This is a genomic window from Halobaculum sp. EA56, assembly GCF_051195075.1.
Classification (GTDB): domain Archaea; phylum Halobacteriota; class Halobacteria; order Halobacteriales; family Haloferacaceae; genus Halobaculum.
This window is the reverse complement of the sequence record NZ_JBNTJX010000001.1, coordinates 455,508-478,911: the sequence shown is the minus strand read 5'-3', so window position 1 is coordinate 478,911 and position 23,404 is coordinate 455,508. Positions and strand designations below refer to the sequence as shown.

Here is a 23,404-nt window from a genome sequence, read left to right as displayed (position 1 = left end):
TCACGCCCCGTCGGCCCCGTTCGACTCCTCCGTCCGGTTCGACCCCTCCGTCCCGCCCTCCCCGTCCGAACCCCGATCGCCGTCGGTTCCGCCGGGAGCGACGTCCCCGTCGGCCGCCTCGCCGCCGGGCGGCCCCTCCCCGTCCGGGACGGGATCCGCGCGGTCGACGCCCGCCGGCGGCCGGTCGTCGGCGAGGTGCGTCGGGTCGACGGCGTACGGCCGGAGCGGCTCCCCGGCCAGCAGTTCGGGGAGGACGACCCGCGCGAAGTGGATCACGAGCACGAGCAGGATCGGCATGAGGAAGATGCCGTACCACCCGAACAGCAGCGGGCCGAGCGTGTACGCGAGCATGACCGCGCCGACGTGGAGCGAGCGGCCGGAGACGTACGGGCGGAGCACGAGGTCCGGAATGGTGTCGACGACGACGAGCGACACGGCCACGAAGACGCCGACGAACCAGAGGGTTCCCGTCCCGTCGGTCGCGACCGCCCGCACCGCCATGAACAGCGCCACGGGGACGTACACGAGCTTCATGCCGACGATGGGGATCAGACTGGCGACGCCCCCGAGCAGGCCGACCAGCGCGGCCGCCGGGATGGCCGCGCCCGGCGGCGCGAACACGTTGAGCACCGAGTAGACGATGACGGCGATGGTCGCGGTCACGATGGCGTTGAGGATGTTGCCGAAGAAGATGGACTTCAGGTCCCGGTCGACGGCGCGCCCGTAGGCCTCCAGCACGCCGCCCGAGTCGGCGAAGCGCGTCAGGTAGCGCCCGAGGCGGCTCCCGTCGCGCAGGAGGTAGAACGCGATCGCCAGCATCACGAACAGGTGGACGGCGCCCGTCCCGAGGAAGGCGACGGTGCCGGCGGCCTGCCCCAGCGAGTCGATGGCGCCGGAGACGGTGCTCGCCGTGACGTACCGCTCCCACTCCAGCGTCGCCAGGTTCGTCGGGTCCGCGAGCGTGTCGAGGGTGTCCCCGGTCACCGGAAGCCGGTCGAGGTAGCCGCTGTCCGCGATGTCGAGGTCCTGCACCTGGTTCGCGACGATGAGCAGCGCGTACCCGGCAAGGAGCAGCGCCGGCAGCACCATCGCGAAGATGGCGACGGCGGCGGCGACGCTCGACTGCGGGACCCGCCGGCGGATCCGGTTGTACAGCGGCCGGGTCGCGTAGTAGATGAAGACGCCGAAGACGAACGTGCCGACGAACGAGTGGACGACGAACGACAGCGCCGCGGCGAGTGCGGCCGCCACTCCCCACCACGCCGTGCGCGACCAGTCGACGTCCGAGAGGACCATACCGTGACCGGTCGGTGAACCGACAAAAGGGTGTCGCGGCCGCCCGCCGCCCGAAGAAGTATATACCACTATAGAGCAATATAGAATCGATGGTCGTGACGGGAGCCGAGGGGATGGCGACCGACCCGCTGTCGGTACCGGTGGTGCGGCTGGCGCTGGCGGCGGCGCTCGGGCTGTTCCTCGGGCTGGAGCGCGAGTGGTCCGACAAGTCCGCCGGCATCCGGACCTTCTCGCTGACGAGCCTCGTCGGCGCGGTGTTCACCCTGCTCGCGTCGGAGACGGCCGTCGGGGAGGCGCTGCTGGCGGTCGGCGGCGTCCTCGTCGTGGTGCAGGGCGTCCTGCTGGCGGTTCGAGGGCTGCGCGAGGGCGGCGACGGGTCGCTCTCGCTCACCACGGCGGTGTCGCTGCTCGCGGCGTACGGCGTCGGCGCGCTCGTGGCCGCCGGCTACGTCGTAGAGGGGGTGACGGTGGCGGTCGTGTCGTCGGCGCTGCTCGTGTTGAAGCGGGAGCTCCACTCGTTCGCGGGCGACCTGTCGCGGACCGAGCTACGCTCGATGACCGAGTTCGCGATCCTCGCGTTCGTCGTCTACCCGGTGTTGCCGGCGGGCGAGCGGGTCGTCTTCGGCGTCCCGCTGGAGCCGCGGGTCGCCTGGCTGATGGTCGTCACCGTGGCGGGCATCGGGATGGTGAACTACGCGCTGGTGCGTACCTACGGCGGCCGCGGCATCGCGGTCACCGGCTTCTTCGGCGGGCTCGCGTCCTCGACGGCCGTGGTCGGCACGATGCTCGACCACGCGACCGACCGCGCCGAGTCGGTGTCGTACGCCGTCGCGGGGGTGCTGCTCGCGGACGCCGCGATGGCGCTGCGCAACCTCGCCATCGCCGTCGCGTTCACCGCCGCCGGCGACGCGCCCGTGCTCGTCGGCGTCGTCGCCCCGCTGGGCGCGCTCGCGGTCGGCGCGGTCGCCGTGGCCGCGGCCACGGCCGACTGGCGCGCCGAGGTCGACCTCGCGCTCGACTCGCCGTTCTCGCTGCGCAACGCGCTGGCGTTCGGCGCGGCGTTCCTGCTCATCCTCGCGGTCAGCAGCGTGGCGCAGATCCGGTTCGGCACCGCCGGGCTGTACGCCTCGGCGGCCGCCTCCGGGCTGGTCTCCTCCGCGGGCGCGACCACCTCGGCGGTGCTGCTGTACCGCGGGGGCACCGTCGGCGCCGAGGCGGCGACGGTCGCGGTCCTGCTGGCGACCGTCTCCAGCGTCGCCGTGAAGGCGGCGCTGGCGGTCGCGGGGCCCCGCGCGTTCGTCCGCCGGGTCGCCGCCTACAGCCTCGCGCTCGTCGCCGTCTCCGGCGTCGTCGCCGCGGCGGCGACGATGCTGTGACCGGCGACGCGACGACGACCCCGTCCCCCGACCGACGGGACGCCGGACGCGGCGTCGACGACGGTTGAACGAAGTTCGACAGAGCGGGATCGGTCCGGAATCCGAATCGCCACATCGGCGGAGTGTTGAACACACGTCGATCTGCCGCCTCGGAGTTGGACTGATCGACAATTCGACCCGCGGTTTTTATTCGCCCCGGACGTCACTCTCCCGCATGGACCGAGACACGGCCGAGGTCCGGGTCACGGAGATGCCCGGGACCCGCGCCCGCGAGTACGCCGAGTACCACCGCGAGGTCGCGGCGACGAGCACGTACGTGTACGACTTCGTGTGGGACATCACCGCCGACGCCGAGGGGCCGTTCTGCACCGACGTCGACGGCAACGTCCTGCTGGATTTCACCTCCCACGTCGCCGCCGCGCCGCTCGGCTACAACAACCCGAAGGTCACCGAGCCGATGGCCGAGTTCGACCTGGTCGACCCGACCAAGATCGCCGGACAGGACTTCTACGTCTCCGACGGGAACGACCCCGGCGAGGCCGACCTGCCCGGTCCGGCGGACCTGATGCACGAGCTGACCGACCGGACAGCCCGCTACGGACTCGACACGGTGTTCCTCTCGAACTCCGGCGCCGAGGCCGTCGAGAACGCGATCAAGATATGCTACGACGCCTCCGGCGGAGGGAAGTACGGCGTCACCTTCGAGGGGGCGTTCCACGGCCGGACGCTGGGTGCGCTCTCGCTCAACCGCTCGAAGTCGGTGTACCGCCGCCGCTTCCCCGAGGTTCCGGGCGTCCACGACGTGCCCTTCTGCGACGACCGGACCTGCTCGCCGGAGTCGTGCTCGTGCGGCTTCTTCGTCGACGGCGGCGACACCTCCGTGCTCAGGGAGAAGCTCGACCCGAAGACCGGCCACGTCGACCCCGAGGAGCTGTCGTACATCGTCATGGAGCCGATCCAGGGCGAGGGGGGCTACCGCTTCCCCTCCGAGCCGTTCATGGAGGAGGTCGCGGCCCTCGCCGACGAGCACGACGTGCCCCTGATCGCCGACGAGATCCAGTCGGGGATGGGCCGCACCGGCGAGTGGTGGGGCTCGGACCACTACGCGGTCGAGCCGGACGTGATCACCGGCGCGAAGGGGATGCGCGTGGGCGCGACCATCGCGGACGGGGAAACCTTCCCCGACGAGCGCGCGCGCCTCTCCTCGACGTGGGGCGCCGGCGACGTCGTCGCCGCCGCGCAGGGCGCCTTCACGCTTCGCGCCATCGACGAGCACGACCTGCTGGAGAACGCGGTCGCTCGCGGCGAGCAGTTCAAGGAGACCGTCCGCGACGCCGCCCTCGGCGGCGTGGTCGACGTGCGCGGGAAGGGCCTCATGCTCGCCGTCGAGTTCGAGTCGACCGACCTGCGCGACGAGGTGCTGGAGGCGGCGCTGCGGCGGGGACTGCTCACGCTGGCGTGCGGGTCGAGCGTGATCCGGTTCCTCCCGCCGATGGACGTGAGGGAGCGCGAGATCGAGATGGGCGCGAACCTGCTGATCGACGCCGTCGGCGACGCGACGTAGTCGCGTTACGCCGCCGGGTCGTCGCCGGCGTCGCGCGCCTCCGCCTCGCTCTCGCGCTCCTCCTCCTCGGCGAAGAAGTCGGACTCGCCGTCGACCTCGTCACGGAGCATGTAGTCGTTCTCCAGCATCTCCGAGACCGTCCGGCCGAGCGCGTCGAGTTCCTCGTCGACGCCGTCGGGGTCGTCGCCCGGGATCGACCCCCGCTCGTCGGCGGGGACCGACGGGGCGCGGTAGCCGACCTCGTCGCCCGCGGGGTCCCAGTAGAAGTCGAACTCGTCGAACAGCCCGAGCCGGTCGACCGCCGCGACCTCGTCGGCCGACAGGTACGTGCTCTCGGCCCACTCCGCGAACGCGTCGCGCCAGGCCCCGTCGCGCAGGACCGTCCGGATCTCCTCGCGTCGGTAGTCGTCGCCGGCGTCGTCCTCGCCCGCGTCGACCGCGTCGTACTCGCCCCGGCCGCGGGGGCCGCTCAGGCTCGGCGGGTCGGGGGTGTCGACATCGAGTCCCATACCCCCCGTTCGCCCGCCGCGGCCAAGGTCCTTCCCCCGGTTCCCGCCCGCCGGGGGCGTGGCGGGACGGCGCGGGCCGGGCCGGACCGCCCTACTGCTGGTACCGCCGGTCGTCGCTCCGCTCGGGGTAGCCGCCGGCGCCGCCGGCGCCGCCCGCCCCGCCGGTCATCTCGTCGTAGGTCATCCCCGAGAGGTACTCGTCGTAGGTCACGTCGAACGCCTGGCGGAGGTGGAAGTCGAGGTCGCCCGTGTCGAGCGTCCGCCGGAACAGCGCGTGGACGCCCCGCCGCAGGAGCTCGTCGCGGTCGGTCCCCAGCGCCGCGGACAGCAGCGCGAGTTCGTGTTTCGTCTCCCGGTCCAGTTCGAGGGAGGCCTCGTCGTCCAGGTCGCCGTACTCGTCGGTGATCGCCGCGTCGAGGTCGTCCAGTCCCATGGCCGGAGGAAGCGGCGGCCGGGGGATACCCGTTACGCTCCGTCGGCATCGGGGACGCCGCGGTCGCCGTCCGTGTCGCCGCCGCCGAGCCCGACGCCGCAGTACTCGCAGGCCGTCGCGGTCGCGGACACTCGCGACCCGCACTGCGGGCAGTTCGTTTTCCGGGGGCCGGCCCCGTCGCCGTCCGCCGACTCGTCGTCGGCGGTGTACGCGAACGCGAGGCCGACGGCGGTGACGACCGCGCCGGTCGCGAGCCACATCGTCGGGCCGGCCGCGAGGTAGAACGCGAGCACCGCGGGGAGGAGGGCGACGCCCGCGCCGGCGAGCACGGCGGCGAGGACCAGGTCCTGTCGCATGGGCGGGCGTGTGAGAGGGCGTCGGCAAAGCGGTTTCGCCGCGGGGGCAGCGAGGGGCCCGCGGGCACCGCCGGCCCGGCGCCGGCGACCCCGCGGAACCGTCAGCGCTTTTCGCCCGGCGGCGTAGCCACGGGTAATGAGCGACCACCTCCCCGACGACCGCGAGGCGGTCCGGGAGGCGCTGATCGCGTGGTACGAGGACGACCACCGCGACTTCCCGTGGCGCCGGACGGACGACCCCTACCGGATCCTCGTCTCGGAGGTGATGAGCCAGCAGACGCAGCTCTCGCGGGTCGAGGAGGCGTACGCCGACTTCCTCGACCGCTGGCCCGCCGTCGAGGACCTCGCGGCCGCCGAGCGCGGCGCGGTGGTCGCGTTCTGGTCGGACCACTCGCTGGGGTACAACAACCGCGCGAAGTACCTCCACGAGGCCGCCACGCAGGTGGTCGAGGAGTACGACGGGGCGTTTCCCGAGGAGCCCGACGAGCTGCAGGAGCTGATGGGCGTCGGCCCCTACACCGCCAACGCGGTGGCCTCCTTCGCGTTCGACAACGGCGACGCGGTGGTCGACACGAACGTGAAGCGGGTGCTGTACCGCGCGTTCGGGGTGCCCGACGACGACGACGCGTTCGGGGCGGCCGCGTCCGCACTCATGCCCGAGGGGGAATCGCGCGTCTGGAACAACGCGATCATGGAGCTGGGGGGCGTCGCCTGCGGGCAGTCGCCCCGCTGTGACGAGGCGGGGTGTCCGTGGCGGCGCTGGTGTCGCGCCTACGAGACGGGTGACTTCACCGCGCCGGACGTGCCCGAACAGCCCGACTTCGAGGGGAGCCGGCGGCAGTTCCGCGGGAAGGTGGTCCGCGCGCTCGGCGAGTACGAGGAGCTGAAACTGGACGAGCTCGGCCCGCGGGTCCGCGTCGACTACGCGCCCGACGGCGACGACGGCCGCGAGTGGCTCCGCGGGCTGCTCGCGGACCTGCGCGACGACGGGCTGGTCGAACTCGAGGAGCGCGAGGACGGGCCCGTCGCGCGACTCCGGCGATAGCCGGTCCGCGAGCCCGTACCGGCCGGGGACGGGGGACGCCGAGGAACCGTATCGACGGCCGTCCCGCATCGTCAGCGCTCGGGCGACAGGGCTGCGACGGCGGTGAGGGTCAGGACGACCCCGACGAACGCGGCGATGCCGAATTCGAGCACCGGCCAGTCGCCCCCGGAGGCGTCGTCGGGGTCGGTTTCGGTCCCCCCGTACCGCTCGCCGACGCTGATCCTGCCCGCGTCGACGCCCTCGACCTCGACGGTCCCGCCGACGGCGTCGAACTCGACGGTCACCTCCTCCCGCTCGTCGGGGCCGAGCCGCACGGTCTCGTTCGCGACCGGTCGGTCGTCGACCGTCACCGTGAGCGTCCGGTTCGCCGTCCGGTTCGCCGTGTTCACGACCGTCGCCCGAACGGTGGCCTCGTGGCCCTCCCTGATCCAGTCGGACGAAACCTGGGCGTCGGTGACCTCGACGGGGCCGGTGTCCCCGGCGTCGTCGCCGGGGCGGGGCGTCGTCCCGTTGTCGCCGGCGGCGACCACGGTCACCGTGCCGAGCGACGCGTCCTCGACGGCGACCTCGTACTCGCCCGGCTCCTCGAACCGATACACGAACACGACCGTCTCGCTCCCGCCCGCCTCGACGGCGACCGACTTCGAATCGGCCGTCTCGGAGTCCACGAACAGGTCCGCCCGGAACGTGCCGTCCCGCTCGCCGACGTTCTCGACGTTCAGCGCTATCCGGACGCTCTCCCCCGCGGCGACCTGCGTGTCGTTGAGGGTCGCCGCCACGACATCGAACCTCGCCTCCGCGGGGGTCGGCGTCGGCGACGGCGTGGCGGTCGGTGACGGAGTCGAGGTTTCGGTCGGCGTCGGCGTCTCGGTCGGCGAGGGGGTCGAGGTTTCGGTCGGCGTCGGCGTCTCGGTCGGCGTTCCGGTCGGCGTCGGCGTTCCGGTCGGCGTCGGCGTTCCTGTCGGCATCGGCGTTCCTGTCGGCATCGGCGTTCCTGTCGGCATCGGCGTTCCTGTCGGCGTCGGCGTCTCGGTTGGTGTGGGTGTCGCGGTCGCTGTCGGCGTCGCCGTCGCTGTCGCTGTCGGCGTCGCCGTCGCTGTCGCTGTCGGCGTCGCAGTCGCTGTCGGCGTTGCCGTCGCAGTCGCCGTTGCTATCGGTGTCGCCGTCGGCGTTGCTGTCGCCGTCGCTTGCTTTCCGAGGTCCTCGGCTGGGGACTCGTACTGCTGAATCGGCGAGAGGCGCGAGTCGACCCCGGTCGTGGAACCGAACCGTCCGTCGTCCGCGACATCCCGCTCCGGGACGGCGGAGGTCCCCTGCGCGGCTATCGAGACGACGAAGACGACGAAGACGACGCTCAGTACCCCCGGTACGACGGCCCGTTTCACGGAGCGCATGGGACGTCACGGGCCCATAGTTAATGGCCGTCAACGAGCGGTAACCCGCCGCTACGTGTCGTATTACTAATGATTATATCGTGGCACGACGATCTTCCCGGTCTCACCTACGGATCCCGGCTCGACGACGGGTGCGTCGGGCGTTCGCTCCCGAAAGGAGCCTCTGTCGACGCTCGTGCTCGGAACGCCCTCGCCGTGGGCGCTGTCCCCCCGCAGGACGGCGACGTCGAGTCGCCGACGGCGGCAGTGGGACCCGCCTCGCCTCGGGTCCGTCCCGCCGGCCCGCGCTACGGCACCCGGATGTACCCGTAGCCGTCGGCCTGCCTCCGGGAGAGTTCCCCCATCCCGCTGGAGACGACCCGCACGTCGTGCACGAGTTCGTCCGGGTCGACCCCCCGGGAGGCCAGCGAGTTCGAGCAGGCGCACACCTCGATCAACGGCGCGTCCGGCGCGGCGTCCTCCTCCGGTCCCCGCGCGAGCAGGCCCCGCACCTCGTCGGCGACGGGGGCGTCCGCGCGGGCGGCGTGGACGCCGTCGCCGTTGAACACGACCGCGAGCGCCTCCAGGTCGAGCGTCTCGTCGGCGAGCAGGTTCGCGGCGTTGGCGAGGGCGCGCCGCTGGGCGGACGCCGACCCCGCCGTACAGTGCATGACGGTTCGCATGCCCGCGAGTTCGGTCCGGAGGCCGGTCAACGTACCGCCCGGTCCACCCGGGCGGGAACCGCGCGGCGACCCCCGACGAGAATACTACATCCCTGATATATCGGGGCGCGAGAGGGATCGCTCGGCGACGGTCGCGGCGTGTGTCACCCGGTGATCCGGGCGCCGGCAACCGTAATTCGTTTACGGCCCCTGCTCCCCCGGGCGAGTATGCCGACCTGCCAGAACTGCGAATCGTTCGTGACGGAGCGATACGTGAAGGTGTTCGAGCCGGAGGGCGTCACCCGGCCGCGGGCGTGTCCCCACTGCGAGGACATGGTCCGACGCGGCAAGACCGTCCGGGCGAAGAAGAACTGAGTCCCCGACGGGTCACCAGCCCACCGTGTTCGACTCCCGGTCGTAGCGGATCACGCCGTAGTCGTCCAGTTTGGGCAGATGGACGTGGTGGAGCGAGACCGTCACGCGGTCGTGCGCGTCCCCGTCCGCCCGGTCGACGCCCTCCTCGGCCGCGGCGACGGCCGCCGCGAGCGTGTCGAGTTCGACCGGCTGGGTTCGCTCGCCGAGGATCGCCAACACGAGCCGACGCCGGTCCGACTCCAGCAGGTGGTGGCGGTCGCTCTCGTGGAGTTCGGCCGTGTTCGGGTACCGACGCTGGTCGTTCGCTGTCCGATGTCGGAGGTCACCGTCGCCGGGGACCGCTTCGTCAGCGGGCATGGCTCGTCCGAGGAACGGCCGGGGCCTAAGCGTGCGCTAGAACTGTGTAGGTGAACTCTCGTGGGATGCCGACGCGTTATTGGTTCGGTTATTGTTCAGTAGCGTACGGAATTTATTGGATACGTCCCGGTTTTGTTTAGGATAAACAACTGTTTGATTCCGCCGGCGGAACGTTGATTGATCGACGGTCGCCACACCCCCCGCAATGGATCCGGAGACGCTGCCGGGCACCCTGCGCGAGACGGCGGCGGTGTTCGAGCGACGCGGGCACCCGCTGACGACGAGCGAGGTCGCCGACCGCCTCGATCTCGGCCGCCGGAGCGCCTACGCGCGGCTGGAGCGGCTCGCGGGGGTGGGGGCGGTCGAGACCAAGAAGGTCGGCGCCGGCGGGCGCGTCTGGTGGCGCCCGGCCGTGGACGACGGATCGGCCGGGGACGGCGCCGACGACGAGGCCGGCTCGGCCGCCGGCGACGGTCGCCCCGCGGACCGGGGGCGGGAGGACGGCGACGGGCGCGAGCGCGAGGAGTCGAGGCGGCTGTACCGGACGCTGATCGAGCAGTTCCCGAACGGCGTCGTCGCCATGGTCGACCGCGACCTCCGCTACACCGCCTTCGGCGGCTCGCTGGAGGGGTATGCCGACCTCGGGCGCGCGGAACTGGAGGGCGAGTCGCTCGACCGGCTCCCCGAGGAGGTCGCCGAGGTGGTCGTCCCGCGGTACGTCGACGCCCTCGACGGGGAGTCGTCGCGCTTCGAGGCGACGGTCGGCGAACGGACGTACCGGTACCAGTTCCATCCGATCCGCGACGACGACGGCGACGTGTTCGCCGCCCTCGGGATGTCCCAGGAGATCACCGAGCGCGTCGAGAGCGAGCGGGAACTCGAGGAGCGGATCCGCCAGCAGCGGGCGGTCGCCGCCATCGGCCAGCGGGCGCTGGAGTGTGACGACCTCGACGCGCTGTTCGCGGACGCCGCCGCGCTCGTCGCCGAGACGCTCGGCAACGACTACTGCAAGGTGCTGGAGCTCGACGCCGCCGGCGAGGAGCTCCTGCTCCGCGAGGGCGTCGGCTGGGACGAGGGCGTCGTCGGCTCGGCGACGGTGTCGGCGACCGAGGCGGACTCGCAGGCCGCCTACACGCTGTCCACGGAGACGCCGGTCGTCGTCGACGACCTCGCCCGCGAGACGCGCTTCGACGGGCCCGACCTCCTCACCGACCACGACGTCCGCAGCGGGATCAGCACGGTGATCGGGTCGCCGGAGGCGCCCTGGGGGATCCTCGGCACCCACGACACCGAGCCGGCCGACGTCTCCGAGCACGACGCCGCGTTCGTCCAGTCGGTCGCGAACGTGCTCGCGTCCACGATCGAGCGCGACCGGCAGCGGCGGGAGGTCGAGCGCCGGCGCCGACAGCTCGCGGCGGTGAACAGCGTCAACCGGGTCGTCCGAGAGATCACCGACGCGGTCATCGATCGGTCGACGCGCTCGGAGATCGAGACGGCCGTCTGCGAGCGCTTCGCCGCCTCCGACTCCTACCGGTTCGCGTGGATCGGCGACGCCGACGGCGCGACCCGGGAGGTCGTCGCCAGGGCGGAGGCCGGCGTCGAGGGGTACCTCGACGACACGACCGTCTCGGTCGACCCCGACGACGAACACGGGAACGGCCCGACCGGACGGGCCTACCGGACGGGCGAGGTCCAGACGACCCAGCACGCCGACGAGGACCCCCGACAGGAGCCCTGGGCCGACGAGGTGGCGGAGTACGGCTACCGATCGTCGGCGGCGATCCCGATCACCCACGAGGGGACCGTCTACGGCGTGTTGAACGTGTACACCGACCGGCCGAGGGCGTTCGTCGGCCGGGAGCGGGAGGTGATCGAGCAGGTCGGGGAGGTGGTCGGCCACGCCATCGCCGCGGTCGACCGGAAGCGCGCGCTGTTGGGCGACGAGGTCGTCGAACTGGAGTTCCTCGTGGAGGACGTGCTCGACGACCTCGGCGTCGACGCCCCCGGCGACGAGCCGATCGAGCTCGGTCACGTGATCCCGGTCGGCGACGACCGGTTCCTGCTGTACGGGACGACGACACCCGCCGGCGTCGGGACGCTGGAGGCGATGGTCGAGACGGTTCCCTTCTACGAATCGGTGACGGTCAGATCCGACGGGGACGACCGACGGTTCGAGCTGTCGGTGTCGGAGCCGCCGGTGTTGTCCGTCATCGCCTCCCTCGGCGGCGCGGTGGAGGAGGCCGTGATCGAGGACGGCGACTACCGACTGACGGTGTGTCTGTCGCCGAGCGCGCCGGTCCGGCCGGTGATCGACGCCGTCCGCGAGACGCACCCGGGCGCGTCGCTCCTGCGGCGCCGTCAGGTGACGAGGGCGGGGCGGGGGGAGGACCCGACGGCGAGCGCGCTCGCGTCGGAGCTGAGCGACCGCCAGCGGACCGCGCTGGAGACGGCCACCCACGCGGGGTACTTCGCGTGGCCGCGGGACGCCACCGCCCAGGAGGTCGCCGGGACGCTCGGCATCGCGGCGCCGACGTTCCACCAGCACCTCCGGAAGGGCCAGCGGAAGGTGTTCGAGGCGCTGTTCGCCGACGGGTAGGCGGATCGGCGCGGTACAGATAGGGGTCGGTCCCGGGACGCGTCGCCGACTACGGCTCGATCACGAGCTTCCCGAGGAAGCTGTCCTCCATCACCGCCCGCTGGGCCTCGGCGGCCTCGTCGAGGTCGTAGCTCCGGGCCACCTCGATCGAGACGTCCTCGCCCCACAGCGACGCGAGGTCCGCGAGCGCGTCCGCGAGGCTCGGCGTGTTGAACATCGACATCAGCTGGAGCGAGAGGTCCTTGCCCCGGGCCGACGCCGAGTGGGGGAAGCCGATCTCGGGGTCGTTCTCGCCGATGCCGACGACGCGCGCGCCGTGGGCCGCCACCTCGGCGTCGAAGCCGAGGTACTCGTCGAGGCGGTGGTCGAGCACCACGTTGACGCCGTCGCCGCCGGCGGCCTCGACGACCGCGTCCGCGAGGTCGTCCCGGGCGTAATCGAGCACCGCGTCGGCGCCGAGGCCGGCGACCGCGTCGTGGTACTCCGGCGCGGCCGTCGCGACGACGCGCGCCCCCGACGCCGCAGCGACCTGCACGGCCGCGTGGCCGACGCCGCCGGAGCCGCCGTGGATCAGCGCCGTCTCGGCCGGCCGGAGGGTCGCGTGCTGGACGAGCGCTCGCCACGCCGTGACGGCCGCGACGCCCGCGCCGCCGGCGGCGACGAGGTCCGCGCCCTCCGGGAGCGCGGCGATCCGGTCGGCCGGGACCGCGACGTACTCGGCGTAGCCGCCGGGCATCGTGCTGGAGAGGCCGGTGGCGAAAACGGCGTCGCCGACGGCGATCCCCTCGACCTCGGCGCCGACCCCGACGGCCTCGCCGGCGGCGTCGACGCCGGGGATCGCCGGGAGGCCGTACGGCTCGTACGATCCCTCGCGGAAGTACGTGTCGACGGGATTGACGCCCGCCGATGCCACCTCGACGAGCACCTCGTCGGGGGCCGGCTCGGGCCGGTCGACCTCGTCCACCGTGAGCACCGATTCGTCGCCGTGTTCGTGGAAGCGGACCGCGCGCATGGCCGTCCCCTGCGCCCGAGGCGACTTAACTCCGGGCGGCGCCGGAACCGCGCCGCAGTCGCCGTGCCCGTCGAGCCCACGGCCTCGCCGCCCCCCCGGGACCGCGGGCGCGCCCCCGGCCGACCGGTGGAGTGAAACCGTCCGCCGCGGTAGCGACCCGGTATGTCCCTCCGACGCGTCGGCGCGACGGCGTTCGGCGCCGGACTGCTCGTGTGTGCGGTCCTCCTCGTCGCGGTCGGGCCGATCGCGGCGTCGACGGACGCCGCCTGTTCGGGTCCCCTGCCGCTGACCGGCTACCGACTGCTCGGCGTGCAGTCGTGGCCGCCGACGCTGACCTACACCGACGGCTGCAACGCGATCACGCTCCGGCCGTCGGTGCTGTGGTCGGGCGTCGTCGCCGCCGGGGGCCTCCTTCTGGCGGCCGTCGGGCAGGCGCTCGCCGAGTGACGAACCGGCGGGCGGCCGAGTCACGCCGCGCGGCGGGCGCCGACGGCACGGACCCGGACGCGGCCGCGAGCGCGACCGGAACCGGCGGGATTTAACCCCGAGAGGGGAGGCTGTAGACACGCATGAAGCTTCACGAGTACCAGGCGAAGCGGGTCTTCGCCGACGCCGGGATCCCGACCCCGGACTCGCGGCTCGCGTCCACCGTCGAGGAGGTCATGGACGCGGTCGACGAGATCGGCTACCCGGCGGCCATCAAGGCGCAGGTCCACGTCGGCGGACGTGGGAAGGCTGGGGGCATCAAGATCGCCACGAGCGAGGCCGAGGCGCGCGAGGCCGCCGAGTCCATCCTCGGGATGGACCTCAAGGGCTACACCGTCGAGGAGGTCCTCGTCGAGGCCGGCGTCGACTTCGAGAACGAACTGTACGTCGGCATCACGATGGACCGCGGCGAGGGCGAGCCCGTCGCCATGGTCTCGACCGAGGGCGGCGTCGACATCGAGTCGGTCGCCGAGGAGACCCCCGGGAAGATCGCCCGCGAGCACATCGACCCCGCGTTCGGCCTACACTCCTACCAGGCGCGCAAGGTCGTCTTCGAGGCGGGCATCCCGCGCGACGTGGCGATGGACGTCGCGTCGATCCTGGGGACGCTGTACGACCTCTACGAGTCGAAGGACGCCTCCGAGATCGAGATCAACCCCGTGATGGTCACCTCGGACCGCGAGGTCGTCGCCGCCGACGCGGTGATGAACATCGACGAGGACGCGCTGTTCCGGCAGCCCGAGCTGGCGGAGATGGAGGACGAGGCCGCCGGCGACGAACTGGAGGCGAAGGCCAACGAGTACGGCTTCGACTACGTCCGCCTGTCGGGCAACGTCGGCATCATCGGTAACGGGGCGGGGCTGGTGATGACGACGCTGGACCTCGTGGACTACTACGGCGGCGAGCCCGCCAACTTCCTCGACATCGGCGGCGGCGCCAAGGCCGAGCGCGTCACGAACGCGCTGGACATGGTGTTCTCCGACGAGAACGTCGACTCGGTCGTGTTCAATATCTTCGGCGGGATCACCCGCGGCGACGAGGTCGCCAAGGGGATCAACGAGGCGCTGGAGCAGTTCGACGAGATCCCCAAGCCGGTGGTCGTACGCCTCGCGGGGACGAACGCCGCGGAGGGGATGGAGATCCTCAACGAGGACCTCGTGCAGGTCGAGGGGACCCTTGAGGACGCGGTGCAGCGTGCGGTCGAGAACGCACAGGAGGTGACACAATGACTTACCCGAGAAGTTCGCTCGCTCACGTCGTTCGCTCGCTCACTATTCGTGAACTCACGCTCACCACGGGGTGGTTCGCGTGAGTATCTTCGTCGACGACGACACCCGGGTCGTGGTGCAGGGCATCACGGGCGGGGAGGGCAAGTTCCACACCGAACAGATGCTGGAGTACGGCACGAACGTCGTCGCGGGCGCGGTGCCCGGCAAGGGCGGCCAGGAGGTCGCCGGCGTCCCCGTCTACGACACCGTCGACGAGGCCGTCGACGCCGAGGACGCCGACGCCTCCGTCGTGTTCGTCCCGCCGGCGTTCGCCGGCGACGCCGTCTTCGAGGCGCTCGACACCGACCTCGACCTCGTGGTCGCCATCACCGAGGGCATCCCGACCCAGGACATGGCGAAGGTGAACAAGCGCCTCTCGGAAGTCGACACGCGCCTCATCGGGCCGAACTGTCCGGGCATCATCACGCCCGGCGAGGCCAAGCTCGGGATCCTCCCGGGCAACATCTTCGAGTCCGGCGACGTGGGGCTCGTCTCCCGCTCGGGCACCCTGACTTACCAGGTCGTCTCGAACCTCACCGAGCGCGGTATCGGTCAGACGACCGCCATCGGCATCGGCGGCGACCCGATCATCGGGACCTCCTTCGTCGACGCGCTGGAGGCGTTCGAGGCCGACCAGGACACGAAGGCCGTCGTCATGTGCGGCGAGATCGGCGGCGAGGACGAGGAGCAGGCGGCGAAGTTCATCGCCGAGAACATGGACACGCCCGTCGCCGGCTTCATCGCCGGCCGCACCGCCCCGCCGGGCAAGCGCATGGGCCACGCCGGCGCCATCGTCTCGGGCTCGGGCACCGGCACCGCCGAGTCGAAGATCGGCGCGCTCAACGACGCGGGCGTCCCCGTCGGCGACACCCCCAACGAGGTCGCCGACTACATCGAGGACTTCCTGTAGGCGGTCGCGTTCTCCGGTCCCCGTTCTCTCCCCGTTCCATCCGTCCTCGTTTTCTCACCCGTCGTCGACGCCGAGCGCCGCCGCGAGGTCCGCCCGCGTCACCGTCTCGGCGTCCGTCGGCCCCGCGTCCCCGCCGCCGCCGTAGCCGACGCCCGTGGCGACGAGGACGACGTGCTCGCCGGCGTCCACCTCGCCGCGCTCGCGGAGCCGCCGGAGCCCCGCCAGCGTCGTCGCCGAGGCGGCCTCCACGCGCATCCCGGCGCGGGCGAACCGCCGGCGGGCCGCCCGGATCGCGTCGTCGTCGACCGCGAGCGCCGCGCCGCCGGTGTCGCGGGCGGCCGCGAGCGCCCGGGTCCCGCTGGGCGGGTCGGGGTTGGCGATGGAGTAGGCGACCGTCTCGCCGACCGCCTCGCGGTCCAGGCGCGTCACCGCGTCGTCGCCGCGCTCGAACGCCCCGGCGACGGGGGCGCAGGCGGCCGTCTGGACGAGGTAGAGCCGCGGCGGGTCGTCGACCAGGCCCGCCGCAGTCGCCTCGCGGACCGCCTTCCAGGCCGCGCTGGCGTGGCCGCCGCTGCTGACGGGCACGACCACGGCGTCGGGCGCGTCGGGGCCGGCCGCGGCGGTCGCGCGCCCGGCGCCCCCGTCGCCCCCGCCAGCGTCCCCGGCCGCGAACGCCCGCAGGACCTCCAGGGCGGTCGTCTTCTGGCCGGCGACGCGCAGCGGCGAGTCGGAGTTGACGAACTCGACGCCAGCCTCGGGGCCGAGCGCGAGCGCGTCGTGGTAGAGGCGGCCGTAGTCGCCGTCGACGCGGACGATCCGCGGGCCGTACGACGCGATGCGGTCGAGCCGGGAGTCGGAGATGTCGGCGGGCACGAGCACGACGCAGTCGAGGTCGTGTCCGGCGGCGTGGGCGGCCATCGAGGCGGCCATGTTGCCGTGGGAGACGGTTCCGACGGCGTCGGGGTCGCCGTCCCCGGGAACGCCCGCGACCGCGCCGGCGACGCCGACGGCGCTCCCGCGGTCCTTGAACGAGCCGGTCGGGTTCGTCCCCTCCAGTTTCACGTGGACGCGGGCGTCGTCGACGTCGAGACCGGGGGCGCGAACCAGCGGCGTCGCCCCGGCGGCGGCCGCGAGGCCGCCCCGCGGCGGGTCGACCGGGAGGAGGTCGGCGAACGCCCACACGCCGTCGCGGTCGGGCCACTCGACCCCGTCGGGGTCGGTCCCGAACCACAGCGGCTCCCCGCAGTCGCACCGCTGGCCCGACCCGTGACGGCGACCGCAGGCGTAGCAGACGAGCATACCGTACGGGGACCGGGCCGCGGTGAAAAGTCCGCCGCCCGGCGTCGCCCCGGCGCTCCCCGACGTCGGCCCGGCTCGCCCTCACATCGGCCCGGCGTCGCCGGCGCCGTCCCCTCAGTGCTCGGCAGCGATCCCCACGTCGTATGCCATCTTTCCCCATTCGGGAGCGACGGACTCTTCCCCGACAGTCGAGAATCGGGCGATAGCTCCGGCGTTCGATCTGCCGCGAGCCGCTCTCTACGATGAACGCACGAACCACGATCCCCGCGCTCGTACTGCTCTCCGTGCTGGTCGGCGCCGTCGCCCTCGCGGGCGGCCTCGCCGCCGGCACCGCGACCGCACAGACCGCGAACGCCTCCGCCGACGTCGACTTCGACGACCAGGTCGGCGTCGAGGAGGTCACCGTCTCCTCCGTGACGCTGCCCGAGGGCGGCTTCGTCGCCGTCTACAACTCCTCGGGCGGCCTGATCGGCCACTCGGAGTACCTCGGCAACGGCACGCACGAGAACGTCACCGTCCCCGTCTCGCCGGACCTCTCGCGCAGCCAGGTCCTCGTCGCCGAGGCGCACGTGAACAACGGCTCGGAGACGTTCAACGCCTCCGAGGACACGGCGTACACGAACGAGAACGGCCAGGCCGTCGCCGAGACGGCGTACGTCTCCACCGAGGAGTTCACGCGCTCGACCGCGACGGCGACCGCCACCGCGACGGCGACCGCCACCGCGACCGAGGACGGCGGGGCCGAGACGACCGCCGCGACCGACGGGTCCACCGAGACGAGCGGCCCCGGCTTCGGGGTCGCCGTCGCCCTGGTCGCGCTCGTCGCCGCCGCGCTGCTCGCGCGCCGGTAGCGCCGTTCCGGCGTCGGGGACGTCCCCCCGGCGCGCCGAACGCGACCCGTTTTTCCGCCGTCGCGCCCAACGGTGGGCCATGACCGACGACACGGCGACCGACGGCGCCGGCGGGACGACCGCCGGGGACGCCGACGACGCGTGGCTCGCCCGCCTGCGCGAGATGCGCGCCGAGAAGGACGAGTTCCTCGCGAGCGACCCGCAGTCGCCGCTGGACCCGGCGCTGCGCGACGACTTCGACGGGCTGGACTACTTCGACCCGGACCCCGCCTACCGCGTGGAGGCCGACGTGACCGTCCACGAGGACCCCGAGACGACGGAACTGACCGTCCGCAACGGCACCGCCGAGCGCTTCCACCGCGTCGCGACGCTGTCGTTCGCGCTGCCGAACGCCGAGGGCGAGCGAGTCGAGGCGTCGCTGGAGGCGCTTCGCGCCGAGGGGTCGGCGGCGCTGTTCCTCCCGTTCCGCGACAAGACCACCGGCCAGCAGACGTACGACGGCGGCCGGTACATGGACCTCCACCCGGAGGGCGACCTCGGCGAGGTGGACGCGGTGACGCTGGACTTCAACCTCGCGTACACCCCCTTCTGCGCGTTCTCGGACGCGTTCGCCTGTCCGCTCCCGCCGACGGAGAACTGGCTGGAGGTGGCGGTGCCCGCGGGCGAGCGCGACCCCGACCTGCCCGGCGGCGACTGACCCGCCCGCGGCGGCGTTCCCGGCGGCGACGGAGACAGAGACAGAGACAGAGGCGGGGACGGGGACGGCGGCGGCGACGGCACGAAGAGCAAGCCTTAGTACGCGTCGAGCCCCGAGACGGAGGTATGAACCGAAAGGCGCTCGTCGGCGCGGTGCTGATGGTCGTTGGCGTACTGCTGTTCCTCCCGGGGCTCGGCGTCGGCGCCGGCACCCTCGCGTCCGCGGCGCTGCTGCCCGCGGCGGCCCTGCTCGTCGCCGGCACGTACCTGATCGGCACGAGCGAGGGCGGCCGGGCGGTCTGACCGGCGGTCTCTCTCGCTCTCCGCGCCCCGGTCGTCCTCCCGGACGACCCGCGTCCCGACCGCCCGTTCCCGCGCCGGCTCAGTCCCCGTCCGCGCCCGCGTACCGCTCCAGCGCCGCCTCCGCCCCGGCGGCGAGGTAGCCGGCGTCGACGCCGACGATCTGGTAGTCGTATCCGAGGTGGGTCCAGCGGTCCACCTCCGCCGGCGAGGTGGCGAGGGTGCCGACCGGGACCGCGCTCGCCGCGAGCACGTCCTCGACGGCCGAGACGAACCGCTCGGACCCGTACTCGCCGAACACGCCGAGGTTCGCCGAGAGGTCGGCCGGCCCCACGAGCAGGGCGTCGAGCCCCTCGACGGCCGATACCTCACCCGCGTTGTCGACGGCCTCGGCGGTCTCCACCTGCGCGATCGTCGCGACGCGGTCGTTCGCGCCGTCGTAGTACGCCCCCAGGTCCCGGCCGTAGCCGGAGGCGCGGGCGCCGGCGACGCCCCGGCGGCCCTCGGGCGGGTAGCGCGCGGCCGCGACGAACGCTTCGGCCTCGGCCGCGGTGTTCACCTGCGGCGCCATCACGCCCGCGGCGCCGGTGTCGAGCACGCGCTTGATCCGGACGTGGTCGTTCCAGGCGACGCGGACGACCGGGTAGGTGTGGCCGTCGGCGTCGGCGCCGTCGCCGTCGGCGGCTTCGTCCCCCTCCCCGCCCGACGCGGTCCCGTTCGCGGCGTCGACCGCGCGGACGCACGCCTCGACGGATTCGACTCCGGCGGGCGTGTGTTCGGTGTCGATCACGACGAAGTCGGCGTCGGTCAGCGCGAGCGACTCGGCGACCCCCGGCGCGGGGATCGCACACCAGTGGCCGGCGGGCCCCTCCCGGAGCGCGGCCCTGAGGCCGGTTCGGTCGGTCATGGGGGCGCTCGGCGCCGGCGACACATCAAGCCCCGAGAAAGCGGCCAAGTGGACCTCGGACCGGCAGGACGCGTGGTCGTCCGCTCAGGTCGACGCCGACCGGACGATGCCCGCGAGGAACAGCCCCCCGACCAGCGCCGCGACGACGACCACGAGCCCGATGGCCTGCGTGGGCGACTGGTCGACCCACCGCTGGAGCCACCACGCCCAGTAGCGCAGTTGCGTGTAGACGAGGAAGCGGTACGGGAAGTGGATCCACGCCAGCAGCGTGACGGCGCCGATGCCGAGGTAGTCGACCGCGTCCCGCTCCCGTACCCACATGTGGGCGGCTCCCCCGCCGGACCGTAAAAGGGTTCGTCCCCGCGTCTCGGGCGTGAGAACGCGGGCGTCGCCGACTCGGGGAGGGCGGCGCCGGCGAACGGGGGGCGAGGCGGGGCGAGGGGCCGACGGACCTCAGTCCTCGCGCTGTGCGGCCTCGACCCGGGCGGCGTACTTCTCAAGTTCGCCCGCGAGCTCGCGCGCCTCGGCCGCCGAGAGGGTGACGCCCTCGGCGTGGGCCGGGAGCTCGGCGAGCCCGGTGTTGTCGAGTTCGAGTTCGAGCGTCACCTCATCGGGGTCCTCGCGGGGCGCCGTCACGTTCAGCACGGCGACGGCCTCCTCCTCGAAGTCGTGGCCGCGGGCGAAGCCGTCGAGCAAGTCGAAGGTTGTGTAGGCGTTGACGCGGATGAGCCGGTCGGGCATGGGCGGCCCTCAGTCGTCCGACGGGATAGGGCTGCCGTCCGCGCGCGCCGGCGCGGGCGAGGCGTCCATGTCGTCGTCCTCGGCGTACGGGTACCACGTCATCTTCGTGTTGTGCATGTAGGGGTCCTCGTAGGAGGTCTCCTCCGGCTCGACGAGCTCCTTCAGCGTCTCCTCGTCGGTGCGCTCGACGAAGTCGCGGAAGCTCTCGTCGCCCTCGCGGCGCTCCTCGAAGTTGGCGAGGAGGTTCGCGATGGCGCCGGGAACCTCGTCGGCGGGCACACGCTGTTCGACCCACTCGGCGAAGCGCGGGTCCTCGCCGAGGCCGCCGCCGAGGCCGATGTCGAGCGCCTCGACCGGCTCGCCGTCCTTGCGGGTCTTCATGCCGCGCAGGCTGATGTCGGCGATCTGCGGCTGCGCGCAGGATGCGGTGCAGCCCGACAGGTGGATGTGGAAGTCCTCGACGCCGTCGGGCACCTCGACGTTGTCCTTGAGCCAGCGGGCGTACCGCACCTGCCGGTTCTTCGTCTCGACGATGGACAGCGAGCAGAACTCCGTGCCCGTGCAGGCGATGGAGCCGCGCATGAACGGGTGCGGGTCCGGCTCGTAGGTGTCGAGCAGGTCCTCGGCGAGCAGGTCGTCCAGGTTCTCCTCGGGCACGTCGGTGACGATGACGTTCTGCCGCTGGGTGACGCGCACCTCGCCGGAGCCGTACTCGTCGGCGATCCGGGCGAGTTCGCGGGTGTCGTCGGCGCCCATCCGTCCGACGAGGACGTTCAGGCCGACGTAGTAGTTGCCGTCGTTCTGCTCGTGGACGCCGACGTGGTCGTGGTGGCCGGCGTCGTTGCGCCCGGAGTTGTACGTGTACTCGTCGCGGAGGTCCTCGCCGGCGCGCTGGAGCTCGAAGTCGACGTAGTCCTCCTGGAGGACGCGCCGGATCTTCTCGGTGCCCCACTCGTCGGTGAGGAACTTCATCCGGGCGTTGTACCGGTCCTCGCGGTCGCCGTGGTCGTTGAACAGCGCCGAGATGCCGCCCGCGACCGCGTCGACGTCCTCCGGCGGGACGAACACGTCGATGCTGCGCGCGAGGCGCGGCTCGTTGCGCGAGAGGCCGCCGCCGACGCGGACGTTGAACCCCTTGACGCCGTCTTTCTCGGCCGGCTCGAACGCGAGGTCGTTGATGTCGCCCTGGCCGCAGCCCTCACGGCAGCCGGTGACGCTCACCTTCCACTTACGCGGGAGGTTCGCGTGGTCGTCGTTGCCCTTGAACGTCTCGTTGAGGTCCATCGCGACGGGGAGGGCGTCGACGAACTCCGCGGAGTCCTTGCCCGCGACGGGGCAGCCGACGATGTTACGCCAGGAGTCGCCGCACGCCTGCTGGGTGGACAGGCCGTTCGCCTCCAGTTTCTCGAAGATCTCCGGGACGTCCTCCAGCCGGATCCAGTGGAGCTGGATCGACTGCCTGGTCGTCCAGTCGACGTACGCGTCGCCGAACTCGGGGTTCTCGGCGGGGCCGCGGGCGTACTCGTCGGCGATGTCGGCGACGACCTCGACCTGCCCCGGCTTCAGCACGCCGTTGGGCGTCCCGATCCGCATCATGAAGTAGCTCTCCTGGCCGTTCCGCTGGTGGTACAGCCCCCACCACTTGAAGCGCTCGAACCAGGCGTCGTGTTCGTCCTCCGGGATCGACTCCCACCCCTCCTCGGCGAACTCCATCAGGTGCTCCCTGATCTCGTTGCCGTACACCTCCGATTTCCACTTTTCGACGTCCGTCGGCATTCGTGCACGAACACATTCGCCCGACGCCCCTAAAGCGCGCCTCCCCGTCAATCCTCCCCGGCGCTGCCGGGAAGCGGCAACGCTTGCGGCGCCCCGAGCCCCCCGCGCGGGAACCGGATCGCGCCGCCCGCGACGGGCCGGAACTCGCCGCCGACGATCCGTCCCACCGGGAGGCCCGGGACGCTCGCCGCCCGTCCGCACCGGATGCACTGGCCGTACACGTCCGCGGTCACGGTCCGGCCGTCGACGCCCACGTCGGTGAACCCCTCGACGACGTAGTCGGCACACTCGCAGGCGCACGCGTCCGGGTCGCCGACCCGCCACAGCTCGCTGACGCTGACCCGGCGCTCGTCGTTCACGGACACCCACGCGCCGTCGTCGAGCACGCGGAGGGCGACGCTCATACCCGACCGACGCGGCCGGCGGACATACCCCCGTCGCCGGTCGCAACGGCCGACGGTTCCGGTGACGCCGCTTCGGCGACGAACCCGCCGACCTCCCTCGGATCCGGTCGAGACGCGCGTTCGAGATACCGGCAACATCGTTCGCTACCGGGGAGCCTCGGTGAGGCTTGGTCGGGCGTGGGTGGTTTATGAGGGTAGGGTCCGTGTACTGCACCGATGGCAGAACAGACGACCGACGATCGATACGGCGACGAGGAAGTCGACACGTCTCATCTCGACGATCTCGAGGACGGGTGCGGTTGCGCGGAGGTGTGGGAGCACCTCTCGGAGGACGAGGACGGGGACCCGGTCGACGCCGACTGAGCGCCGCGCCGTTCGACCACCGATTCTCGCGGGCCCGCGGTCCCGAATCCGCCCAAACGCTTACTGTCGGACGCGTCCACCTCACGGAACATGTCGGACGGAGAACCGGAACTGGCGGCGGCCGTCAGGGAGTTCCACGAGGACATCCCCCATCGGTTCCAGGTGTCGCTGACGATGTCGATGGAGACCCGCGACCTGCTCCGGGCGGTCCGCGACGACCTGAACGATGCGGCGGGCGAACGCGTCTTCACGACCGACGACGCGATACGGCTGGCGCTCGAGAGCGGGGCCCGGTATCACGCCGTGGCGACGGGCGACCGCGAGGCGTCCGGGGCGGACCCCCTCGCCGCGCTCGCGGCGTCTATCCGGCGGGCCGTCGACGACGAGGGCGACCCCGAGTCCGGCGACGGGTGACCGCCGGGTCCGCGCCGTCGGCGAATAACGGTCGG

General features: G+C 72.4%; 28 protein-coding genes. 14 read left to right on the top strand and 14 right to left on the bottom strand.

All coding sequences use genetic code 11. The features are described 5' to 3' along the window. Nucleotides 1–1,296, bottom strand: a complete 1,296-nt coding sequence (locus ACQUQ1_RS02525; RefSeq protein ID WP_435062678.1) for an AI-2E family transporter — start codon at nt 1,294–1,296, stop codon at nt 1–3. An 89-nt stretch (nt 1,297–1,385) separates the two neighbouring features. Between ACQUQ1_RS02525 and ACQUQ1_RS02520 the strand changes: the two genes are divergently transcribed. Next, nucleotides 1,386–2,672, top strand: coding sequence for an MgtC/SapB family protein (locus tag ACQUQ1_RS02520; RefSeq protein WP_435062677.1), 1,287 nt, complete (start codon nt 1,386–1,388; stop codon nt 2,670–2,672). A gap of 214 nt (nt 2,673–2,886) precedes the next feature. Beyond that, complete coding sequence (locus ACQUQ1_RS02515; protein ID WP_435062676.1) at nt 2,887–4,236, top strand: aminotransferase class III-fold pyridoxal phosphate-dependent enzyme; 1,350 nt, start codon at nt 2,887–2,889, stop codon at nt 4,234–4,236. A 5-nt stretch (nt 4,237–4,241) separates the two neighbouring features. Here ACQUQ1_RS02515 and ACQUQ1_RS02510 read toward each other — a convergent pair whose 3' ends face one another. The 3 genes from ACQUQ1_RS02510 to ACQUQ1_RS02500 form a co-directional block, all read right to left on the bottom strand. Then, on the bottom strand, nt 4,242–4,745 hold the full coding sequence (locus ACQUQ1_RS02510) for a hypothetical protein (RefSeq protein WP_435062675.1): 504 nt from the start codon (nt 4,743–4,745) through the stop codon (nt 4,242–4,244). 91 nt (nt 4,746–4,836) lie between these two features. After that, entirely contained in the window at nt 4,837–5,178 is a 342-nt protein-coding gene (locus tag ACQUQ1_RS02505) for a hypothetical protein (protein ID WP_435062674.1), read from the bottom strand. 32 nt (nt 5,179–5,210) lie between these two features. Continuing rightward, a complete protein-coding gene (locus ACQUQ1_RS02500) occupies nt 5,211–5,534 on the bottom strand; it encodes a hypothetical protein (protein WP_435062673.1) in 324 nt (107 codons plus the stop codon). 136 nt (nt 5,535–5,670) lie between these two features. Here ACQUQ1_RS02500 and ACQUQ1_RS02495 point away from each other — a divergent pair, with 136 nt between their 5' ends. Continuing rightward, complete coding sequence (locus ACQUQ1_RS02495; protein WP_435062672.1) at nt 5,671–6,579, top strand: A/G-specific adenine glycosylase; 909 nt, start codon at nt 5,671–5,673, stop codon at nt 6,577–6,579. A gap of 71 nt (nt 6,580–6,650) precedes the next feature. On the opposite strand, the gene ACQUQ1_RS02490 is transcribed toward ACQUQ1_RS02495, so the two are convergent. After that, on the bottom strand, nt 6,651–7,358 hold the full coding sequence (locus tag ACQUQ1_RS02490) for a CARDB domain-containing protein (protein ID WP_435062671.1): 708 nt from the start codon (nt 7,356–7,358) through the stop codon (nt 6,651–6,653). On the opposite strand from ACQUQ1_RS02490, the gene ACQUQ1_RS02485 reads away from it, so the two are divergent. Then, complete coding sequence (locus ACQUQ1_RS02485) at nt 7,336–7,806, top strand: hypothetical protein (RefSeq protein WP_435062670.1); 471 nt, start codon at nt 7,336–7,338, stop codon at nt 7,804–7,806. The genes ACQUQ1_RS02490 and ACQUQ1_RS02485 overlap by 23 nt on opposite strands. Before the next feature lie 454 nt (nt 7,807–8,260). Here ACQUQ1_RS02485 and ACQUQ1_RS02480 read toward each other — a convergent pair whose 3' ends face one another. Then, nucleotides 8,261–8,635, bottom strand: a complete 375-nt coding sequence (locus tag ACQUQ1_RS02480) for a DsrE family protein (RefSeq protein WP_435062669.1) — start codon at nt 8,633–8,635, stop codon at nt 8,261–8,263. A gap of 207 nt (nt 8,636–8,842) precedes the next feature. On the opposite strand from ACQUQ1_RS02480, the gene ACQUQ1_RS02475 reads away from it, so the two are divergent. Continuing rightward, nucleotides 8,843–8,989, top strand: coding sequence for a DUF7563 family protein (locus tag ACQUQ1_RS02475; RefSeq protein ID WP_435062668.1), 147 nt, complete (start codon nt 8,843–8,845; stop codon nt 8,987–8,989). 12 nt (nt 8,990–9,001) lie between these two features. On the opposite strand, the gene ACQUQ1_RS02470 is transcribed toward ACQUQ1_RS02475, so the two are convergent. Next, nucleotides 9,002–9,346 (bottom strand): DUF7344 domain-containing protein, encoded by a 345-nt coding sequence (locus ACQUQ1_RS02470; RefSeq protein WP_435062667.1) that lies wholly within the window; start codon nt 9,344–9,346, stop codon nt 9,002–9,004. Between the two features lie 205 nt (nt 9,347–9,551). Between ACQUQ1_RS02470 and ACQUQ1_RS02465 the strand changes: the two genes are divergently transcribed. Next, entirely contained in the window at nt 9,552–11,942 is a 2,391-nt protein-coding gene (locus tag ACQUQ1_RS02465) for a bacterio-opsin activator domain-containing protein (RefSeq protein WP_435062666.1), read from the top strand. A 49-nt stretch (nt 11,943–11,991) separates the two neighbouring features. On the opposite strand, the gene ACQUQ1_RS02460 is transcribed toward ACQUQ1_RS02465, so the two are convergent. After that, nucleotides 11,992–12,954, bottom strand: coding sequence for an NADPH:quinone reductase (locus ACQUQ1_RS02460; RefSeq protein ID WP_435062665.1), 963 nt, complete (start codon nt 12,952–12,954; stop codon nt 11,992–11,994). 162 nt (nt 12,955–13,116) lie between these two features. On the opposite strand from ACQUQ1_RS02460, the gene ACQUQ1_RS02455 reads away from it, so the two are divergent. From ACQUQ1_RS02455 to sucD, 3 genes are all read left to right on the top strand, one after another. Then, nucleotides 13,117–13,401: a hypothetical protein gene (locus ACQUQ1_RS02455; protein WP_435062664.1), complete on the top strand. Its 285-nt coding sequence runs from the start codon at nt 13,117–13,119 to the stop codon at nt 13,399–13,401. 122 nt (nt 13,402–13,523) lie between these two features. Beyond that, nucleotides 13,524–14,669 carry an ADP-forming succinate--CoA ligase subunit beta gene (gene sucC, locus ACQUQ1_RS02450; RefSeq protein WP_435062663.1) on the top strand — a complete coding sequence of 382 codons (1,146 nt, stop codon included), beginning with the start codon at nt 13,524–13,526 and terminating at the stop codon, nt 14,667–14,669. 79 nt (nt 14,670–14,748) lie between these two features. Then, nucleotides 14,749–15,618, top strand: a complete 870-nt coding sequence (gene sucD, locus ACQUQ1_RS02445) for a succinate--CoA ligase subunit alpha (protein ID WP_435062662.1) — start codon at nt 14,749–14,751, stop codon at nt 15,616–15,618. A gap of 54 nt (nt 15,619–15,672) precedes the next feature. Here the strand turns inward: sucD and ACQUQ1_RS02440 are convergent, their stop codons facing one another. Continuing rightward, nucleotides 15,673–16,917: a threonine synthase gene (locus ACQUQ1_RS02440; RefSeq protein WP_435062661.1), complete on the bottom strand. Its 1,245-nt coding sequence runs from the start codon at nt 16,915–16,917 to the stop codon at nt 15,673–15,675. 242 nt (nt 16,918–17,159) lie between these two features. On the opposite strand from ACQUQ1_RS02440, the gene ACQUQ1_RS02435 reads away from it, so the two are divergent. The 3 genes from ACQUQ1_RS02435 (at nt 17,160) to ACQUQ1_RS02425 (ending at nt 18,767) form a co-directional block, all read left to right on the top strand. After that, nucleotides 17,160–17,768, top strand: coding sequence for a DUF7282 domain-containing protein (locus ACQUQ1_RS02435; RefSeq protein ID WP_435062660.1), 609 nt, complete (start codon nt 17,160–17,162; stop codon nt 17,766–17,768). A gap of 79 nt (nt 17,769–17,847) precedes the next feature. Further along, nucleotides 17,848–18,465 carry a DUF1684 domain-containing protein gene (locus ACQUQ1_RS02430; RefSeq protein WP_435062659.1) on the top strand — a complete coding sequence of 206 codons (618 nt, stop codon included), beginning with the start codon at nt 17,848–17,850 and terminating at the stop codon, nt 18,463–18,465. A gap of 125 nt (nt 18,466–18,590) precedes the next feature. Beyond that, nucleotides 18,591–18,767, top strand: a complete 177-nt coding sequence (locus ACQUQ1_RS02425) for a hypothetical protein (protein ID WP_435062658.1) — start codon at nt 18,591–18,593, stop codon at nt 18,765–18,767. A gap of 79 nt (nt 18,768–18,846) precedes the next feature. Here ACQUQ1_RS02425 and ACQUQ1_RS02420 read toward each other — a convergent pair whose 3' ends face one another. The 5 genes from ACQUQ1_RS02420 to ACQUQ1_RS02400 all read right to left on the bottom strand — a co-directional run bounded on the left by ACQUQ1_RS02420 (nt 18,847) and on the right by ACQUQ1_RS02400 (nt 22,592). Further along, nucleotides 18,847–19,671 carry an HpcH/HpaI aldolase family protein gene (locus ACQUQ1_RS02420; RefSeq protein ID WP_435062657.1) on the bottom strand — a complete coding sequence of 275 codons (825 nt, stop codon included), beginning with the start codon at nt 19,669–19,671 and terminating at the stop codon, nt 18,847–18,849. An 84-nt stretch (nt 19,672–19,755) separates the two neighbouring features. Then, nucleotides 19,756–19,992, bottom strand: coding sequence for a hypothetical protein (locus ACQUQ1_RS02415; RefSeq protein ID WP_435062656.1), 237 nt, complete (start codon nt 19,990–19,992; stop codon nt 19,756–19,758). A 132-nt stretch (nt 19,993–20,124) separates the two neighbouring features. Beyond that, the gene (locus ACQUQ1_RS02410; protein ID WP_435062655.1) at nt 20,125–20,412 is read right to left on the bottom strand and encodes a DUF6360 family protein; all 288 of its coding nucleotides are present in this window, start codon (nt 20,410–20,412) and stop codon (nt 20,125–20,127) included. 9 nt (nt 20,413–20,421) lie between these two features. After that, the gene (locus ACQUQ1_RS02405; protein WP_435062654.1) at nt 20,422–22,188 is read right to left on the bottom strand and encodes a nitrite/sulfite reductase; all 1,767 of its coding nucleotides are present in this window, start codon (nt 22,186–22,188) and stop codon (nt 20,422–20,424) included. A gap of 47 nt (nt 22,189–22,235) precedes the next feature. Next, nucleotides 22,236–22,592, bottom strand: a complete 357-nt coding sequence (locus ACQUQ1_RS02400) for a hypothetical protein (protein WP_435062653.1) — start codon at nt 22,590–22,592, stop codon at nt 22,236–22,238. A 216-nt stretch (nt 22,593–22,808) separates the two neighbouring features. Between ACQUQ1_RS02400 and ACQUQ1_RS02395 the strand changes: the two genes are divergently transcribed. Together ACQUQ1_RS02395 and ACQUQ1_RS02390 are read left to right on the top strand one after the other, a co-directional pair. Continuing rightward, complete coding sequence (locus tag ACQUQ1_RS02395) at nt 22,809–22,955, top strand: hypothetical protein (protein WP_435062652.1); 147 nt, start codon at nt 22,809–22,811, stop codon at nt 22,953–22,955. A gap of 90 nt (nt 22,956–23,045) precedes the next feature. After that, entirely contained in the window at nt 23,046–23,369 is a 324-nt protein-coding gene (locus ACQUQ1_RS02390) for a hypothetical protein (protein WP_435062651.1), read from the top strand. Nucleotides 23,370–23,404 lie beyond the last annotated feature (35 nt).